The organism is Streptomyces sp. NPDC002309, assembly GCF_053593375.1.
In genome coordinates this window covers 60,343-77,059 of record NZ_JBSFCI010000036.1, presented here as the reverse complement: position 1 = coordinate 77,059, position 16,717 = coordinate 60,343, and the positions used below count along the sequence as shown (strand labels likewise).

Sequence of the window (16,717 nt, the reverse complement as noted above, 5' to 3'; positions counted from 1 at the left end):
CCGCCCGCACCGGCCGCCCGCACCGGCCGCCCGCACCGGCCGCCCGCACCGGCCGGGCACGCCGCACCCCCGTGATCCAGCCACTGAACCGCCGTTCAGTGGCCGTTCATGATCCCCGGCGGTGGCGGCCGGCCGGTGATGTGCTGAACTGGGACGCGGCCAGCACCGTTGTCACCGTCGTCACCCCGGGAGCCCTGTTGAGCGCCAGCTACCGCCAGCCCGGCGTCGTCCTCACCGACCGCCGATTCACCGTGCCCCTCGACCACGAGGACCCGGCCGGGGAGAGCATCGAGCTCTACGCCCGTGAGGTCGTCGCGAGCGAGAAGGCGGGGCAGGACCTGCCGTGGCTGCTCTTCCTCCAGGGCGGCCCGGGCTTCGGGGCGAATCGTTTCGTCGGGAAGCAGGCGTGGCTCGGCCGGGCCCTGAAGGAGTACCGCGTCCTCCTCCTCGACCAGCGCGGCACGGGTCACTCCACACCGGCCGGCCGCCAGACGCTCCCGATGCGCGGCGGCCCTGCCGAACAGGCCGCCTACCTGACGCACTTCCGCGCCGACTCGATCGTCCGCGACTGCGAGGCGGTGCGGCGCGAGGTCACCGGCGGCGCGCCCTGGACGGTGCTCGGCCAGAGCTTCGGCGGCTTCTGCACCGTGCACTACCTGTCGGCCGCCCCCGAAGGCCTGGCCTCCGCCCTCGTCACCGGCGGTCTGCCCTCCCTCGACGCCCACGCCGACGACGTCTACCGTGCCGCCTACCCGCGCATCGAGCGCAAGGTCGCCGCCCACTACGCCCGCTACCCGCAGGACGTCGAGCGGGCCCGCCGGATCGCCGACCACCTCCTCACCCACGACGTGGCGCTCCCGAGCGGCTACCGGCTCACCGTCGAGGCCTTCCAGTCCCTCGGCATCCTCCTCGGCGGCAGCGAGGGCAGCCACCGGCTGCACTACCTCCTGGAGCACGCCTTCGTGCGCACCGCGCAGGGCCCCGTACTCTCCGACGCGTTTCAGGAGGAGGTCCAGGGCCTGCTGTCGTACGCCGGACACCCGCTGTACGCGCTGGTCCACGAGGCCATCTACGGCCAGGACCACCGCCCCACCGCGTGGTCGGCCGAACGGATCCGCGCGGACCTCCCGCAGTTCGACGCCGCCAAGACGCTCGCGGGCGACGGACCGCTGCTGTTCACCGGAGAGACGATCCACCCCTGGATGTTCGACTGCGACCCCGCGCTGCGCCCGCTGCGCGAGACCGCCGAACTCCTCGCCGCCCACACCGGCTGGCGGCCGCTGTACGACCCCGCACGCCTCGCCGCCAACGAGGTGCCGGTCGCGGCGGCGGTGTACCACGACGACATGTACGTCGACACGGCCCACTCGCTGGAGACCGCCCGCGCCGTGCGCGGCCTGCGCACCTGGGTCACCGACGAGTTCGAGCACGACGGCGTGCGGGCCGGCGGGCCCCGTGTCCTGGACCGGCTGCTGTCGCTGACGCGTGACGAGGTCTGACGCCGGGCGGCCCCGAGGCCCGGCTAGTGTGCGGGCATGACCGAGCCGACGCCTTCTCAGCTCCAGCCCATGCCCGACGACTGGCGGCGCGCCCTCGCCGTCGTGGCGCATCCGGACGACCTCGAGTACGGCTGTTCGGCGGCGATCGCCGCCTGGACGGAGGCCGGCCGTGAGGTGACCTACGTCCTGGCCACCCGGGGCGAGTCGGGCATCGACACGCTGGAGCCAGGGGAGTGCGGCCCCGTGCGCGAACGTGAGCAGCGGGCGAGCGCGGGGGTCGTCGGGGTGACGGAGGTGGAGTTCCTCGACCACCGCGACGGTGTCATCGAGTACGGCACCGCCCTGCGCCGGGACATCGCCGCCGCCATCCGCCGGTACCGGCCCGAGCTGGTGATCACCCTCAACCACCGGGACACCTGGGGCGGCGTCGCCTGGAACACCCCCGACCATGTCGCGGTGGGCCGGGCCACGCTCGACGCGGCGGGCGACGCGGGCAACCGGTGGATCTTCCCGGAACTGGCCGACCGGGGTCTGGAGCCGTGGAACGGCGTCCGCTGGGTCGCGGTCGCCGGCTCCAGCAGCCCGACGCACGCCGTGGAAGCCACACCCGGCCTGGAGCGCGCGGTGCGCTCCCTGCTCGAACACCGCACGTACATCGAGGTGCTGACGGACGAGGACCCGGAGACGTACGTACGGGACTTCCTGACCGGCTACGCCGAGAAGGCGGGGGAGCGCTTCGGAGGGCGACCGGCGGTCGCGTTCGAGCTCTTCACCCGGTAGGCGAGGCGCGTCGACACGGGAGCCCGGGCCGGTACCCGGGGCCGCGAGCGCGGGGCGCGGACCTGACAGGGCCTGGCCCCCGGGCGCCGATTTGCGTGGCGCGAACCTGCGCGTGCCTGTCTCATCGCCGCAGGCCCGACCGGCACGGATCTGTGCGGTGCCGACCTGATCGGTGCGGATCTGCGTGACGCCGACCTCACGGACGCCGACCTGACCGGGGCGTTCTTCCTCACTCAGCCCCAGGTCGACGCGGCGCGGGCTTCGTCGGGCACCGGGTGCCGCGCTCCGTCTCACGGCCCGCGCACCGGACGCCCCTTCACCTGATACCTCCGAGGATGCCCCGGCCTTCAGACCGGGGAGGAATCGGACCCCTGCGGAGCAGGGCAAGGAAAGGCCGATCACCTTCAGGGCGATGGGTCGTTTCCACCCGCCGGGCCGAGCGCGACCTCGAGCAGGTGGACGATCTCGGAGTTGAGGGACCGCCGGTCGGCGCGGGCCTCTTCAACAAGGCGTGCGTGCAGTTCCGTTGGCAGGCGGAGAGAGATCCGCTTCTCGTCTTCCATGCTAAAATGATGCCATGGCGACACCATGGGAGCGGCGGGAGATGTCGGGCACGCCCGGTACACCTACCGGCTTCGTGTGTCGTCGACCGCCTGCACGGGCCTGATGGCCGAGTGGGCGCGCTGCCGGTGGGTGTGGAACGAGTGCGTGGCCATGTCCCGCAAGGTCCACGCCGCGAACCGGGAGGCGGCCGAGAAGGTGACGTGCGGTCCGGCGCAGCTCGACAAGATGCTGACCGAGGCCCGCGACGCGATGGCCTGGCTGCGTGCGGGCGCGTCGGTGCCGCAGCAGCAGACCATCCGCGACTTCGCCAAGTCCCGCGCCAAGGCGTTGAAGGACGTCAAGGCGAAGCTGCCGGTCCGCCGGCGCGCCGGGATGCCCCGCATCAAGCGGAAGAGGGACGCGCTGCCCACGCTGAACTACACCCAGCGCGGGTTCCGCCTCAAGGACGGCCGCCTCCACCTCGCAGGCGGCATCGTCCTGACGGTCGTGTGGTCCCGCGACCTGCCCGCCGCCCCCTCCAGCGTGCGCGTGTACCGCGACAGTGTCGGGCACTGGTACGCGTCGTTCGTCGTCGCGACCGAGGTGTAGCCGCTGCCCGCCACGGGCCGGGTGCTCGGGGTGGACTGGGGCGTCAGGGAGACCGCCACCACCACATCCGACGCCCACGATCTTCCGCACCCGCAGCACGGCAAGAACGCGGCACAGCGCCTGGCCCGCTACCAGCGGATGACGGCCCGCAGGAAACCCGCGAAAGGACAAGCTGGCTCCAAGGGCTACCGGCAGGCCCGCTTGCAGGCCGCCAAGCTGCACAAGAAGGTGGCCCGGCAGCGGCAGGACACCGCCCGCAAGTGGGCCAAGCGCGTGGTCCGCGACCACGACGCGATCGCCGTCGAGGACTTCCGCCCGAAGTTCCTGGCCAGGACCACCATGGCCCGGAAAGCCGCTGACGCGGCGATCGGCGCCACGAAGACGGCCCTGGTCGAGATGGGCCGCAAGCACGGGCGGGACATCCGCCTCGTGCATCCCGCGCACACCACCATGGACTGCGCGTCGTGCGGAGCGAGAACCAAGCACGCACTTCCTCTTTCGGAACGTACCTACACCTGCACCGCGTGCGGCGTCGTCTCCCCGAGGGACAAGAACTCCGCCCGCGTGATGCTCGTCCGGGCTGGTCTCCACCCGGCTGGTGCCGAGGGCGCAAGACCTCCGGGAGCGCCGCTCCTGGAGGCAGCCTGAGCCAGGAATCCCCTCCCTTCGGAGTCCTTCAGGGAGGGGAGGATTCAATGACGCACAGCGGAACGGGGCCCGGCGGCGGCGGTGGGTGCCCGCTGGTTGGCGTGCGCCTGGATCTTCGGTAGGTTAGGTGAGCCTTACCTAATGAGGAGGAACGGGATGGGTGACAGCCAGGCCTGGACGGCCGCGCCCGCCGCGGCGGAGTGGGCCCGATCGGTGCTCGCCGGCTCGTGGTCGTGCGCGGTGACCGCCGAGGGCGTGCGCGAGGACCTCGTCGGCGCGCACACCGTGGAGGAGGACGGCCGGATCGTCCTGCACGTGCCGGAGGACAGCGCCCTGCTCGCGGCCGCCATCTGCGCTCCCCGGGGCGAGCCGTCCGCCGTCCTGGAGTTCGCCGACGTCGCCCCCGTCCCGATGCGCAGCCGCATCCGCGCCCGGCTGTGGCTGGCCGGCTGGTTCACGATCGAGGACGGCCACCTCGCCTTCCAGGCCACCCGTGTGGTGCTGCGCCGGCCGTCCGGCTCCGTGGTGATCGACCTGGACGAGTTCGCCGCGGCCGCGCCCGACCCGCTGGCCGGCGCCGAGGCCCGGCTGCTGACCCATCTGGCCGAGGCCCACCCCGAAGCGGTCGAGAGACTCACCCGGCTGGTCGAGCCGGGCAACCTGCACGGCGTGGTGCGCGTCCAGCCGCTCGCCGTCGACCGGCACGGACTGACGCTGCGGATCGAGCGCCGCCGCGCCCACGGCGATGTGAGGCTGCCCTTCCACATGCCCGCCGACGGGGTCGCGCAGCTCACCGAGCGTATGCACGTGCTGCTCGCCCAGGCGAGCGCCGCGTCCTGTCCCCGGACGCTACAGCGGCAGCGCACAGACGGCGACGGGTGAGGCGAACGGCTCCCCGGCGAGCCGCAGTTCACCGTTCGCGCCGTCCACGTGGAAGACGCTGACACCGCCCGACCGCTGGTTCGCCGCGAACAGCAGCCGTCCGTCCGGCGAGAGGGCGATCTGGCGGGGGAAGTCGCCCGCGACCGGCACCGTGCCGAGCAGCCGGAGCCGGGCACCGTCGCCCTCCACCGCGTAACGGGCCAGGCTGTCGTGGCCCCGGTTGGCGAGGAACGCGTACGCACCGTCGGCGGTCACCAGGATCTGCGCCGGATAGTGGGTGCCCGCGCCGGTCCCCGTGGACTGGGGCTCGCCGATCGTCAAGCGGCCCGTCGCCGGGTCGTAGGCGCAGACGGCGACCGTGTTGTCGAGCTCGTTGGCCAGATAGGCGTACCGGCCGCCCGGGTGGAAGGTGAGGTGCCGCGGTCCCGCCCCCGGCCGGGTGTGCGCCTGCGCGACCTCACGCAGCGTGCCGTTCCGCTCGTCCAGCCGGTAGCTGTAGACCGTGTCCGTGCCGAGGTCGACCGCCAGGACGTGACCGCCGTCAGGGCTCGTGACGACCTGGTGGGCGTGCGGGCCGTCCTGGCCGGGCCCCGGTGCCGGAGTCGCGTGCGTGACCAGGTCGGCGCGCTCTCCCAGTGCTCCCGAGGACTCGATCGGGTGCACGGCGACGCTGCCGGAGGTGTAGTTGGCGCTGAGCAGCCAGCGCCCGCCCGGATGCACGGAGAGATGACAGGGCGCGCCGCCTCCCGTGCCGCGACTGCCGAGGATCGTGCGGTCGGCCGTCCGCACGGCGGTCACCGCGCCGTCCGGCCGCTCGTTCACCGCGTACAGCGTGCGGCCGTCGGGATGCACCGCCAGATACGACGGGTCCGGCACGCCGGTGAGCGTGCCGGTGCCGGTGACGCGGCCCGTCGCCGGGTCGTAGGTCGCCAGCCCGATGCCCGTGCCGCCGCCCTCGACGGACGTGTAGGTGCCGACGTAGAGCGGGCGAGGGCCGGACGGCCTGGCAGCCGCTGTCGGTGTCCCGCGCTCGGCGGGGGTCTCGGACGTCCTGTCGGCCGGCCGTGTCCCGCAGGCGGCCGACGCCGGCAGCGCCGCCCCCGCGACGACCCCGACGAAGCGCCGCCTGCTCCAGCCGCCGCCCGCCCGCGCGTCCCCGCTCATCTGTGCACCTCAGCTCGTCGCGTGCCCCGGGACTCGTCCGCGGCCCCGGGCGTGACAGCCACCTTCGCGCGGATCACCCGCCAAGTGCAAGATCAGCAACGGGTGTTGCGTCCGGGACGACACGCGTGAGGGCGGACGACGGGCAAGCGCGCGGGCGGGCCACGGTCCACCGGTCGCCGTCCGTGACCGGCTTGCCCGGCGCGTCCCCGAGGGGCCGTACCCGCCGCGGCGTGGGCTCCTGCCAGGGCTCGTGGTCGTCTCCGAGCCACTCCCCGACGGCTTCACCGCCGACAGCGTGTCAGGCGCCGCGAGATCCCGCGCGTCCTGGTTGTAGTGGTCGAACCAGGGTAGTCCCGCGCGCGTGTACGCCGCCCGGTCCACGGGTGACGGCGGGGGAGCCTCGCCGGTGATCCGCTGTCACTCCGGCGGCGTCACCAGGTGGACGAAGACCCGGCCCGAGGGCCGCGCGGCCGGTCCGTCAGCGGCCGCTCGTCACGGTGGACCTCCTGGCGCATCGAGCCGCCGACACCGAGCCCCCTCGCCGCGGCGGCCCGGGACGGACCGCCTCGTGCCGCACCGGGAGCCGCCATCGGGGCCGGTGCGGCACCGGAACCGCCGGGAGTGGGCGGCGCTGCCCTCACCGGCTCCGCCGCGCGCCGGTGCTTCTGGCGCCAGGCGGCCAGGGCCGCGTCGTTCAGCGGGAACGACCGGAGCCGGCCCCCGTGCGGTTGCGCCACAGCTGCTCCTGGACGCCCAGGCGCTCGCGCAGCCGGGTGAGCCGGGGCATGCGCTCGCGTTGCAGTCGGGTGTGGCGGTCCAGCTCCTCCAGGAGCCGGCGCGAGCGGTGCTCGGTGTCGAGCTCGTCGAGCATGCGGTTGACCTCCGTGAGCACGGCGCCGTACAGCTGCCACTCGTGGCTGTCCCGCCGGACCTCCTCCAGCAGCATCCGGGCCAGCCTGTCCCGGGTGGCCGCCGCCGTCTGGAGTTCGGCCGCGAGCCGGCCCTCGGCCGACTCCGCGTTCGCGCTGACGCTGCTGGTGACCAGCACGGCGAAACTCACCACGGCGTCGCCGATCTCGGACAGCAACTGCTCGACGACGGACCCGGTCTCCCCCTCGAACAGCGTCCGCGGGTCGCGGGCCTTCGCCAGGTCGGTGAGGGAGCGCGCCAGGACCCGCACCACCACCGTGCAGATCTCCAGCGTGTCCAGACCCGTGCGCAGCACCACCCGGTTCAGCAGGCCCTCGCGCACCCGTGGATTGAACCGCAGACTGTCCTCGGCCTGCCGCAGCGCCGCGTCGACCCGCACGATGTCGTGGTCGAGCCGGCGTGCCTCGTGCAGGCGCTCAGCCGCGTACTCGACGGGGGTGCGGCCGCCGGCCTCCTCGCCGACCCGCAGCAGCAGCTGGCGCATCCGGCGGGCCAGCCCCTGGATCGAGGCGCCGGCCTCGCCCACCCACACCGGCGGGGCCAGCAGCAGGTTGCACGAGAGCCCGACCGCCGCGCCGATCAGGGTCTCCACGATCCGCGCCCAGGCCGTGTCCCCGACGGTGGTGACGCCGAGCACCAGCATCGCGCTGATCGCCACCTCGGGCACGTACTCGTCGACCCGCACGAGGTGCCCCACGGCCAGCGCCGCCAGGATCACCAGGGCCAGGCTCCACCAGGTCAGGCCCACCAGAAGGCTGAAGGCGATCGCGACGAGCACGCCGGCCACCACCGAGTTCACCCGGCGGACGCCGTTGGTGAGCGTGGCGTAGAGGGTCACCTGGACGACCAGCAGCGCGGTGAGGGGCGCGGTGAGAGGTGCGGCCTCGGGGCTCAGTCGCAGGGCGATGACGTACGCGAGGGTCGCCGCGAACGTCGACCGCAGGGTCTGCACGACCACGGGGTCCCGTCGCCATTTCTTCAGGCGCGCGCGGTACGCCGGCCAGTCTCGTTCCACTCGCATCCCTTGGCCTGTTCCCCGTCACTCGCGGCATCGAACGTCACGCCGGTATCGACCGGCGCACGGCGACGGGGCACGCGGAGGCTTCTGGACGCCGCAGCACCGGTGTGCGGCGGCGGTGGCGGTGCCAGGATGGCCCCGGCGGTCGGGAGGCGTTCCGTACGCTGTGTCGCGGGCGGCCCCGGGTACCGGCGCCGGGGCGCTCGACGGCCGTCACGTCGAGGACGGGGGGCACCGGTCGGCACCGGCGACCCGGCAGCGACCCGCTTAGCTCATGCCCTGAATTAAGGGTTGGAGTAATATCCCCTCGGTGGCCCGGCCGGTTGTGTCGCCGATCGGGCAGGTTTCGGAAGGAGCCACATGGCGGGGCGGAACGGGCGCACGGTGCGTGACCTCAGACGGGCCAACCGGACGGCCGTGCTGCAACGGCTGTACTTCGACGGACCGCTCAGCCGCTTCGAGCTGGGCCCGGCGACCGGCCTGAGTTCCGGCTCGGTGAGCAACGTCGTCGCCGACCTGGTCGCCGACCGTCTGGTCGAGGAGGCCGGCAGCGTCGACTCCGACGGCGGCCGCCCGCGCACGCTGCTGCGGGTGGTGCCCGGCAGCGGCCACATGATCGGCGTCGACGTCGGCGAGACGCGGGTGCGCATCGAGCTGTTCGACCTCACCCTCACCGAACTCGCCCGCACCGAACGCCCGCTGGAGCACCAGCGGTACGACGTCGAGGTGATCGTCGGGCACGTCCGCGACGGCATCACGGAGGTGCTCGACGCCGCGGACGTCGCCCCCGAGCAGCTGCTCGGCGTGGGGATAGGCGTGCCCGGCATCGTCGAACGCACCCCCGACCGGGGTGCGGTCGTGCACGGCCAGACCATCGGCTGGGACGCCGTACCGCTGGAGGCGCTGCTCCGCTCCACCTCGCGCCTGCCCGAGAGCGTCGCGTACTTCATCGACAACGGCGCCAGGACACTCGGCCAGGCCGAGATGTGGTTCGGCGGCGGGCGCGGCGCCCGCAACGCCGTCGTCGTCCTGTTCGGTTCCGGCGTCGGCGCGTGCCTGGTCACCCCCGAGGTGGACCACGGGCGGGCCGTCGAGTGGGGCCATCTGACGGTGCGGGTCAGGGGGCGCCGCTGCCGGTGCGGTGCGCTCGGCTGCCTGGAGGCGTACGCGGGCGCGGAGTCACTCCTCGAGCGCTGGCGCGAGGAGGGCGGGCGGCCGCCCGAGGGCACCGACGAGGAGACCGCGCTCACGGCGATGCTCGCCGCCGCCTACCCGCCCGAGGGCGCGGCCGCCGACCCCGTGGCGCTGGCCGTGCTGGAGGAGACCGCCGAGTACCTGGGCGCCGGTCTGTCCGACCTGATCAACCTCTTCCAGCCCGAGCGCATCCTCATCGGCGGCTGGGCGGGCCTCCAGCTCGGCGCCGGGTTCCTGCCCGCGGTACGCCGGCACGCGGTGGCGTACGCCCTGCGGCATCCGGCCGAGAAGGTCACCGTCGAGCTGGGCCGGCTCGGACCGGACGCGGTCACCGTCGGCGCGGCGATCCTGCCGCTGGCCGACTTCTTCGCCCGCGGCGGCCGCCGCCCCGAGCCCGCGCCCGAGGGCCCGGCACCGGCCTGGCGCACGGCACTGGCGGAGCGGGCCCCGCACTGACGGCGCGACGGCACCGCGTGCGGTTTCGCCGCCGTCCCCGCAGGTACCCGCGTGAGCGGTTTCGCCGCCGTCCCAGGAGGTACCCGCGTGCGTCCCGGACGCCATGAAGGGAGTACGCCATGACGGACCGCCACGAGGAGCCGGGCCGCAGCCCCGACCCCGTACCGCGTGATCTGCCCGACCAGCAGGCGGTGACGGACGAGGACGACCCCCTGGAGGTGTCCCCGGCCGAGAAGGACCGCGCCGACGAGGAGGCGCAGCAGGGCGCCGCCGATGTGCCGGACACGGACGAGGCGGGCACGGGCAGGCAGGGGGCCCCGCGGTCCGCGACGGTCCATCCCGAGCACCCGGTGCCGGACGAGTCACCGGACTGACGGAGCGCGGGGCGGCGGCACCTCTCCGCGACCGGCGGCAGGGCGTGCCGGGGTGCTTCACCCCACCTTCCGCCCCCGCATCGGCACCGTGCTCGCTCCCGCACCCTGCTGGAGGCCGTGCAGGAACTCCTCGATGACCTCGGGCGCCGTGCGCGTCGGCCGCCAGCCGAGTTCCGTGCGGGCGCGCGTGCAGTCCATCAGCGGCAGCCGCAGCACGGCGTCGAAGAGGTGCGGCGAGGCGGGCAGCAGGTGCAGCCCCCAAGCGGCGGCGATCGCCGAGCGGGCCGCGCTCCGGGGCAGCCGGACGGGGCGGCTGCCGAGCAGCTCGGCCAGCAGCCCCGCGTCGACCGGCGGATCGGCCGCCAGGTTGAAGGGGCCCCGCACGTCCGAGCCGACCGCCAGCCGGTACGCCCTGGCCGCGTCGTCGGTGTGCAGCGCCTGGACCCGCAGTCCGGGGATGTCCGGCAGGAACGGCAGCAGCTCCGGACGCGCCAGCGGGCCCGGGAGGAACTTTCCGGCGAAGATCCGCCGCTGCTCGCTCGCCGACTCCCGCTTGAACAGGAAGGCCGGCCGCATCCGCACCACCCGGAGCCCGGGGTGGTCACGCTCGAAGGTGTCCAGGGTGCGTTCCAGATAGGCCTTCTCCCGGCAGTACGCGGCGTCCGGCCAGCCGTGCGTCGGCCAGGACTCGTCGACGGCGTGGTCCTTGGGCCCCGGCGAGTAGGCGCCCACCGAGGAGGCGTGGACGAGGACGGGCACGCCCGCGGAGGCCGCCGCGTCGAACACCCGGATGCCGCCGAGCACGTTGGTGCGCCAGGTGCGCGCCGGATCGTGCGTCGGCTGGAAGGCCCAGGCCAGATGGATCACGGCGTCGGCGCCGAGGAACTCCTTCACGAGGTCGGCCTGTTCGGAGGCCACGTCGACGGCCGCCCAGTCCGTCTTCGGGGGCGACCACGCGGGAAGCCGACGCGCCAGGCCCCGTACCGACCCGACCCGCGGATCCTCGGACAGGAGTCGTACCACGCTGGTGCCCACGTTGCCGGTGGCGCCCGTGACCACGATCCTGCTGCCCGTTTCGATGCCCACGTCCGTCTCCTCTCGGGCGTACTCCCGCGGTGGAGCGCTCCGAGTACCCGGCCGTGGCGGCCCGCACGCGTGCGGGCGACCAGCGTGGGGGCGAGCAGTCGCGGGGTCCCGCGCGCGGGGGCGCGGGCGGCACAGGAGAAAGCCCCGACCGGACGGGGGATTCCGGTCGGGGCGGTCCGTGCGTGGGCGCGGAGGGCGGTCGCCTCTCGGCGAAAGGCTCCACAGGGCTTCAGCCGGACGAACTTCCCTGTGGGCAGAAGGTGAGGCCCGGGGACACTGTTCCCTCCGCACCCACGTACGGTTCAACGGGCGACCGCCCCCGGGTGTTCCAGCACGCCCACCGTGCCGCCCGTGAGCTCCGTCACCAGGTCGTCGGCATCGCCCGGCCGTACGAGTCGCGGTGGGGTGGTCCGGCGGGAGGACACGCGGTGTCTCATCCCGCTCCGCGGTGTCTCATCCCGCTCCGGCCGGGACCCGTCCCTCGTGTGTCCAGGCCAGCAGCTCACCGGCCGACCAGGTGGTCACGACGCGCTCCGGCGGCACGCCGCACTCCTCGGCCCGGGAGCAGCCGTTGATCTGCCAGTCGAGCTGCCCGGGCGCGTGCGCGTCGGTGTCGATCGAGAAGAGCACGCCGGCCGCCACCGCCCGGCGCAGCAGCCGTCGGGGCGGGTCGAGCCTCTCGGGGCGGCTGTTGATCTCCACCGCGGTACCGGACTCGGCGCACGCGGCGAACACCTCGTCGGCGTCGAACTCCGACTCCGGCCGGCCCCGCCCGGTCACCAGCCGCCCTGTGCAGTGCCCGAGGACGTCGGCGTGGGGATCGCGGACGGCCCGCACCATGCGGCGGGTCATGGCGCGCGCGTCCATGCGCAGCTTGGAGTGCACCGACACCACCACGACGTCCAGCCGCGCGAGCAGCCCGGGGTCCTGGTCGAGGGAGCCGTCGTCGAGGATGTCGCACTCGATGCCGGTGAGCAGGCGAAACGGCGACCAGGTCTCGTTGAGGGCGGCCACCACGTCCAGCTGCTCGCGCAACCGCTCGGCCGACAGCCCGCGCGCCACGGTCAGTCTGGGGGAGTGGTCGGTGAGCGCCGCCCACGCGTGGCCGAGCCCCGCGGCGGCCCTGCCCATCTCGTCGATCGGGCTGCCGCCGTCCGACCAGTCGGAGTGCACATGGCAATCCCCGCGCAGCCTCGCGAGCAAGGTCCGACCGCCCCGTACCGGCGGCTCCCGCCCGGCCTCGTCCTCCAGTTGTGCCAGATACCCCGGCACCCGGCCGGCCAGTGCCTCCCGCACCACCTGCGCGGTCTTCGGGCCGACGCCCTTGAGGGACTCCAGGGACCCCGCCGCCACCCGCGCGCGCAGCTCCTCCTCGGGCAGTTCGCCCACCACGCGGGCGGCGGTGCGGAAGGCGCGCACGCGGTACGACGGCGCGAGCGACCGCTCCAGCAGGAAGGCGATCCGCCCCAGTGCCTCGACGGGATCCATCGCCACCTCCTCCGGGTCACCCTCCAGGGTTCCCCAGCGCCACAGGCGCCGCCACCGGCCACCGCGCGATCGTCGCGATGGCCGGATCCGCTCTACGCTCTATGTCATGACCGAAATCGCGAGCCCCTACATCTCCCATCCGCGGATCATGGTGCTCGGCGTACAACCCGGCAGCCCGCCGTTTCGCATCGTGGAGATCGACGGTGAGGTGGTCGGCGCGGCGCGGGCCGTCACCGACGTCCTGGAGACCGCCGCGGCCTTCGGTATCACGGTCCACGACCTGGACGACCCGGACGTGATCCGCTGGGTCGGCGGCGACAAGTTCCACTGGACCCCGCGCCAGGGCAGGGTCTGAGGCCCCCGCACCCGGCTCAGCCGACGGTCCACTTCTGGTTGGCGGCGCCGGTGCAGGTCCAGATCTGGAGCCGGGTGCCGTTGGCCGGGTTGTTGCCGGTGACGTCCAGGCACTTGTCCGCCTGCGGGTTGACGATGTCGCGTGCCGCGGTCACGACCCATCTCTGCGCGGCGGAGCCGTTGCAGTCCCACAGTTGGACGACCGTGCCGTCCGCCGTGCCGCCGCCCGCGACGTCCAGGCACTTGCCGAGCGCCCGGATCGTGCCGTCGCCGCCCACCGACCACCGCTGGGCCGCGGTGCCGTTGCAGTCGTAGAGCTGGACGGGGGTGCCGTTGGCGGGGTTCGCCCCGGCGACGTCCACGCACTTGCCGGCCAGCCCCCGGATTCCGCCGCCCGTGGGGGAGTCGCTCGTGGAGACCGTCACATGGTCCACCACCAGCTGCTGCGGGAAGACCGTGGAGCCGTCCGGGTCGCCCGGCCAGTAGCCGCCGACCGCGAGGTTCAGGATCAGGAAGAACGGCTTGTTGAACACCCAGGACCGCCCGCCCAGGTCGGCGGGGGTGCGGCGCTGGTACACGTTGCCGTCGACGGACCAGGTGAGGGAGTCCGGGGCCCAGTCGACGGCGAAGGTGTGGAAGCCGTCCGCGAACGCCTGCCCGTTCGGCAGCGAGTACGCCGCGCCGATGCCGCCCGCACCGGAGTAGCCGGGGCCGTGGATCGTGCCGTGCACCGTCGAGGGCTCGAAACCGACGTTCTCCATGATGTCGATCTCGCCCGAGTCCGGCCAGTCGACCGGGGTGCCGAGCATCCAGAACGCCGGCCACATGCCCTGCCCGCGCGGGATCTTCATCCGGGCCTCGACGTGCCCGTACTGTGCGGTGAACTTCCCGGAGGTGTTGAGCCTGGCCGAGGTGTACTCGCAACGGCCGTACCAGCACTGGTAGTTGGCGGGATTCTCGCGCCTGGCGGTGATCACCAGATGGCCCTGGCCGTCCAGCGCGGCGTTGTTGGTGCCGGAGGTGTAGTACTGCCGCTCATGGTTGTTGACGTTGTCGCCGGTCTCGATCTGCCACCGGGAGGAGTTGACGCCCGCGCCGGCGGGACCGTCGAAGGTGTCGGAGAACGTCACCGCCTGGACGCCGGCCGGCTCCGCCTGGGCGGCGGGAGCGGCGACGGCGGCGGAGGCGACCAGTACGGCGGACAGCGCGCCGAGCAGGCATCTGCGGAGGAGTCGTGGGGAAGCCACGGCCTTCCCTTCCGGCGGCGCCCCCGCGCACGGGAGCGCCGACTGAGGTGGGGGGTGAAGGGTTCCCCTTGATTTAAGAGATGAGGTAACGGGGCGTCAATACCTTGGTTCAGACCAGGACTTGAGACACTCAGCGCCGCGCGTGCACCGTCCGCCCGAGGCGGCGTCCCATCAGGAGGTACCCGGCCAGCGCGCCCGTGGTGTTGAGGATGACGTCGTCGATGTCGAAGGCGCGGCCCGTGATCATCGCCCCCTGTGCCAGCTCGACCGCCAGCATCACGACAGCCGTGAGCAGCAGTACCCGGACGACTCCCCGGGCCCGTGGCGCGACCACCGGCACCAGCACCCCGAAGGGCACGCCGAGCAGCAGGTTGCCGCCGACCTGCTTCGCCGCGTCGCGCAGTTGCGGCTGGTCCAGATACGCCCGCAGGGAGTCGCCGGGGCGCAGATTGGTGTGCGTCAGCGCCTCCGACGCGGGGGAGGGCTGCAGCGTCAGCTTGGCCAGTACGACGGCGAAGGCCACCATGAACGCGAAGGCGCAGGCCATCGCGAGTGCCCGGCCGAGCGCGGCGAGCAGCGGGCGCCGCGGCCCGGGCCTTCCCTTGGCGGCGGGCGCGGCGGTTCGCCTGGTGGACGTCTTGGCGGTCGGCTTGGTGGTCGGCTTGTTCGACGACTTCGCGGACGGCTTGTTCGACGGCTTCGAGGACGACTTCGAGGACGGCTTGGTGGAGGTCTTGGAGGTCTTGGAGGTCGCCTTCGTCGAGGTCTTCGTGGTCGGTTTGGCGTGTGATTCGGTGGACGCCGGGGCGGATCGCTTGGCGAAAGCCCTGGTGAACCACTTCGCGTCGGACTGTTCCGCGGTCCGCCCCGCGGCGGGCCGCTTGGCGGCCCGCGGGCGAGCAAGAACGCGGGAGAGCAATGCTGCACGGGCCACTCGGTCCTCCAGACTTCAACGTTCCCTTGGCCAACAACGCGATTACCCCGGGACCCCGCGGAGATGCGGTTCCGGTTCTCCTCCGCCGCGCACGGTTTTGCGTACGGGCGCCCCGCGATGTCGCGCACGGGCGCCCCGCACGGTTCCGCGCGCCGCACCGCCTCACCCCGAGGCGGTGCTTCGACGGCGCGCGGTCACTCAGGTTCCGTAGGTGACCTCGACCTCCTTGAAGCCGAGCGAGCCCAGCAGCCCCTTGAGCATGCCGGTCGTGTTGCTCTCGGCGCGCCGGGTGAGCTCGCTCTCCTCGGCCGCGTCCCGGATGTGGCGCACCGCGAGCTGCTGCACGGCCTGTTCTCCGTTGGGGTTGTCCGAGAACAGATCGCCGAGCCGGTCGAACAGACCGCGCTGCTTGGAGACGGCGTAGGAGCGGTCGGGGTCGAGTGCGGGCTTGCCGAGCGCCGCGTGCGGCAGCCGCAGCGTGGCGGACGTACGGTCCTCGTCGACCGTCACGTCGTCCTCGCCGATCTTGCCGAGGTCGACGTAGGCGTCGACGGTGCCCGCCCCGATGTACAGGGTGCGGGTGCCGCGGAGGGCGTCGGGAAGGTACTTGGCGTCCTTCTCCAGGTCCACGACGACCTGGAAGTTGCCGGAGGCGGCGTCGTAACGGCTCATGTCCTGGATCGACTTGAGCAGGGCCGGCCCCGAGCGGTCATGGGTCTCGGTGCCGAACAGGTCCTTCAGACCCGGCAGCACACTCAGCCGGATCCCGGCGAACAGCACGACGAGCACCACCACCAGGGCGCTCAGTGCCTTCGCCCAACCGGGTATGCGCTTGATCGAACTCGTCATGGGCGACGGTCCTCCTTCCTGCTCTCCCCCATGCCCGCCAAATCCCCCGCCAGTCTTGTCGGTTGACCCATGTACGACCGATGCGGGTGCAGCGGGGGAGACGGGGGGAGCGCCGGGCCGCCCCGCTGTCAGGCCGTGGGAGTCCCGGGATGCCGGAACGCCGCGTCCAGCGTGGGCTGCGGGGGTAGCAGCCGGTGCAGCCCGGTGACCCGCAGCACGCGCAGGGTCATGGGGTGGGCGCACACCAGATGCAGCCGCCCGTCGTGGGCGAGCACCCTGCTGTGCGCGCGGTACAGCAGGCGCAGCCCGGAGCAGTCGAAGAACTCGACGGGGCTGAGGTCGATCACGATACGGGCGCCGGGCCGCGTGGTCAGGTCGTCCAGATGGGGGAGGATCTCCGCCGCCGCGGCGATGTCGATCTCCCCGTGGAACTCCAGGACGGTGTGCCCGCGTTCCCGGTGGACCCGCAGATGCCGGGTGAGGGGCGCGGTGTCGCGCTCCATGTCGCCTCACCTCCCGCCGGTGCCGATGGGTACACAACTGCGTTCCCTGCACTGCAAGTTACCCTCGATGGGAGGCATTCCAGCATGTTCGATTGACATATGTCTTCGAAACGCGCCCGAGTTTCTTCGCTACTTGAACGAAGTGTGATGAGAGGGCCC

Annotated in this window: 17 protein-coding genes and 2 pseudogenes; 8 read left to right on the top strand and 11 right to left on the bottom strand. The window is 73.1% G+C overall.

All coding sequences use genetic code 11. The annotated features are described in order from the left end of the window. The first annotated feature begins 197 nt into the window (after nucleotides 1-197). From ACWCPM_RS27105 to ACWCPM_RS27095, 3 genes are all read left to right on the top strand, one after another. The gene (locus tag ACWCPM_RS27105; protein WP_450978865.1) at nucleotides 198-1,499 is read left to right on the top strand and encodes an alpha/beta fold hydrolase; all 1,302 of its coding nucleotides are present in this window, start codon (nucleotides 198-200) and stop codon (nucleotides 1,497-1,499) included. Between the two features lie 36 nt (nucleotides 1,500-1,535). Beyond that, the gene (locus ACWCPM_RS27100; protein ID WP_450978860.1) at nucleotides 1,536-2,279 is read left to right on the top strand and encodes a PIG-L deacetylase family protein; all 744 of its coding nucleotides are present in this window, start codon (nucleotides 1,536-1,538) and stop codon (nucleotides 2,277-2,279) included. 72 nt (nucleotides 2,280-2,351) lie between these two features. Beyond that, nucleotides 2,352-2,603: a pentapeptide repeat-containing protein gene (locus ACWCPM_RS27095; protein ID WP_450978864.1), complete on the top strand. Its 252-nt coding sequence runs from the start codon at nucleotides 2,352-2,354 to the stop codon at nucleotides 2,601-2,603. 80 nt (nucleotides 2,604-2,683) lie between these two features. Here ACWCPM_RS27095 and ACWCPM_RS27090 read toward each other — a convergent pair whose 3' ends face one another. Beyond that, complete coding sequence (locus ACWCPM_RS27090; protein WP_450978859.1) at nucleotides 2,684-2,869, bottom strand: Arc family DNA-binding protein; 186 nt, start codon at nucleotides 2,867-2,869, stop codon at nucleotides 2,684-2,686. On the opposite strand from ACWCPM_RS27090, the pseudogene ACWCPM_RS27085 reads away from it, so the two are divergent. Both ACWCPM_RS27085 and ACWCPM_RS27080 read left to right on the top strand, forming a co-directional pair. Then, nucleotides 2,868-4,079 (top strand): annotated as a pseudogene (locus tag ACWCPM_RS27085) (RNA-guided endonuclease InsQ/TnpB family protein). The gene ACWCPM_RS27090 and the pseudogene ACWCPM_RS27085 sit on opposite strands and share 2 nt — an antisense overlap. Nucleotides 4,080-4,235: 156 nt before the next feature. Then, a complete protein-coding gene (locus ACWCPM_RS27080) occupies nucleotides 4,236-4,961 on the top strand; it encodes a DUF2470 domain-containing protein (protein WP_450978858.1) in 726 nt (241 codons plus the stop codon). Here ACWCPM_RS27080 and ACWCPM_RS27075 read toward each other — a convergent pair. The 3 genes and pseudogenes from ACWCPM_RS27075 to ACWCPM_RS27065 all read right to left on the bottom strand — a co-directional run bounded on the left by ACWCPM_RS27075 (nucleotide 4,929) and on the right by ACWCPM_RS27065 (nucleotide 8,076). Next, nucleotides 4,929-6,125 (bottom strand): lactonase family protein, encoded by a 1,197-nt coding sequence (locus ACWCPM_RS27075; protein ID WP_450978857.1) that lies wholly within the window; start codon nucleotides 6,123-6,125, stop codon nucleotides 4,929-4,931. The genes ACWCPM_RS27080 and ACWCPM_RS27075 overlap by 33 nt on opposite strands. 172 nt (nucleotides 6,126-6,297) lie before the next feature. Beyond that, a pseudogene (locus ACWCPM_RS27070) lies at nucleotides 6,298-6,847 on the bottom strand (hypothetical protein); the annotation flags it as partial. Then, on the bottom strand, nucleotides 6,820-8,076 hold the full coding sequence (locus ACWCPM_RS27065) for an FUSC family protein (RefSeq protein WP_450978856.1): 1,257 nt from the start codon (nucleotides 8,074-8,076) through the stop codon (nucleotides 6,820-6,822). The gene ACWCPM_RS27065 and the pseudogene ACWCPM_RS27070, both read right to left, overlap by 28 nt. Nucleotides 8,077-8,433: 357 nt before the next feature. Between ACWCPM_RS27065 and ACWCPM_RS27060 the strand changes: the two genes are divergently transcribed. Further along, a complete protein-coding gene (locus ACWCPM_RS27060) occupies nucleotides 8,434-9,723 on the top strand; it encodes an ROK family protein (RefSeq protein ID WP_450978855.1) in 1,290 nt (429 codons plus the stop codon). A 119-nt stretch (nucleotides 9,724-9,842) separates the two neighbouring features. After that, nucleotides 9,843-10,097 (top strand): hypothetical protein, encoded by a 255-nt coding sequence (locus tag ACWCPM_RS27055; protein WP_450978854.1) that lies wholly within the window; start codon nucleotides 9,843-9,845, stop codon nucleotides 10,095-10,097. 57 nt (nucleotides 10,098-10,154) lie between these two features. Here the strand turns inward: ACWCPM_RS27055 and ACWCPM_RS27050 are convergent, their stop codons facing one another. The 3 genes from ACWCPM_RS27050 to ACWCPM_RS27040 form a co-directional block, all read right to left on the bottom strand. After that, entirely contained in the window at nucleotides 10,155-11,183 is a 1,029-nt protein-coding gene (locus tag ACWCPM_RS27050; protein WP_450978853.1) for an SDR family oxidoreductase, read from the bottom strand. A gap of 302 nt (nucleotides 11,184-11,485) precedes the next feature. Next, nucleotides 11,486-11,608 (bottom strand): hypothetical protein, encoded by a 123-nt coding sequence (locus ACWCPM_RS27045; RefSeq protein WP_450978852.1) that lies wholly within the window; start codon nucleotides 11,606-11,608, stop codon nucleotides 11,486-11,488. Nucleotides 11,609-11,636: 28 nt separating this feature from the next. Beyond that, complete coding sequence (locus ACWCPM_RS27040; protein ID WP_450978851.1) at nucleotides 11,637-12,671, bottom strand: PHP domain-containing protein; 1,035 nt, start codon at nucleotides 12,669-12,671, stop codon at nucleotides 11,637-11,639. A 106-nt stretch (nucleotides 12,672-12,777) separates the two neighbouring features. Between ACWCPM_RS27040 and ACWCPM_RS27035 the strand changes: the two genes are divergently transcribed. Next, the gene (locus ACWCPM_RS27035; protein WP_450978850.1) at nucleotides 12,778-13,026 is read left to right on the top strand and encodes a hypothetical protein; all 249 of its coding nucleotides are present in this window, start codon (nucleotides 12,778-12,780) and stop codon (nucleotides 13,024-13,026) included. Between the two features lie 16 nt (nucleotides 13,027-13,042). On the opposite strand, the gene ACWCPM_RS27030 is transcribed toward ACWCPM_RS27035, so the two are convergent. The 4 genes from ACWCPM_RS27030 to ACWCPM_RS27015 all read right to left on the bottom strand — a co-directional run bounded on the left by ACWCPM_RS27030 (nucleotide 13,043) and on the right by ACWCPM_RS27015 (nucleotide 16,558). After that, a complete protein-coding gene (locus ACWCPM_RS27030; protein ID WP_450978849.1) occupies nucleotides 13,043-14,272 on the bottom strand; it encodes a ricin-type beta-trefoil lectin domain protein in 1,230 nt (409 codons plus the stop codon). A gap of 130 nt (nucleotides 14,273-14,402) precedes the next feature. Further along, nucleotides 14,403-15,206, bottom strand: a complete 804-nt coding sequence (locus tag ACWCPM_RS27025) for a VanZ family protein (protein WP_450978848.1) — start codon at nucleotides 15,204-15,206, stop codon at nucleotides 14,403-14,405. A 198-nt stretch (nucleotides 15,207-15,404) separates the two neighbouring features. Further along, nucleotides 15,405-16,055, bottom strand: coding sequence for a DUF4230 domain-containing protein (locus ACWCPM_RS27020; protein ID WP_450978847.1), 651 nt, complete (start codon nucleotides 16,053-16,055; stop codon nucleotides 15,405-15,407). A 128-nt stretch (nucleotides 16,056-16,183) separates the two neighbouring features. Next, a complete protein-coding gene (locus tag ACWCPM_RS27015) occupies nucleotides 16,184-16,558 on the bottom strand; it encodes an anti-sigma factor antagonist (protein WP_450978846.1) in 375 nt (124 codons plus the stop codon). Between the last annotated feature and the right edge of the window lie 159 nt (nucleotides 16,559-16,717).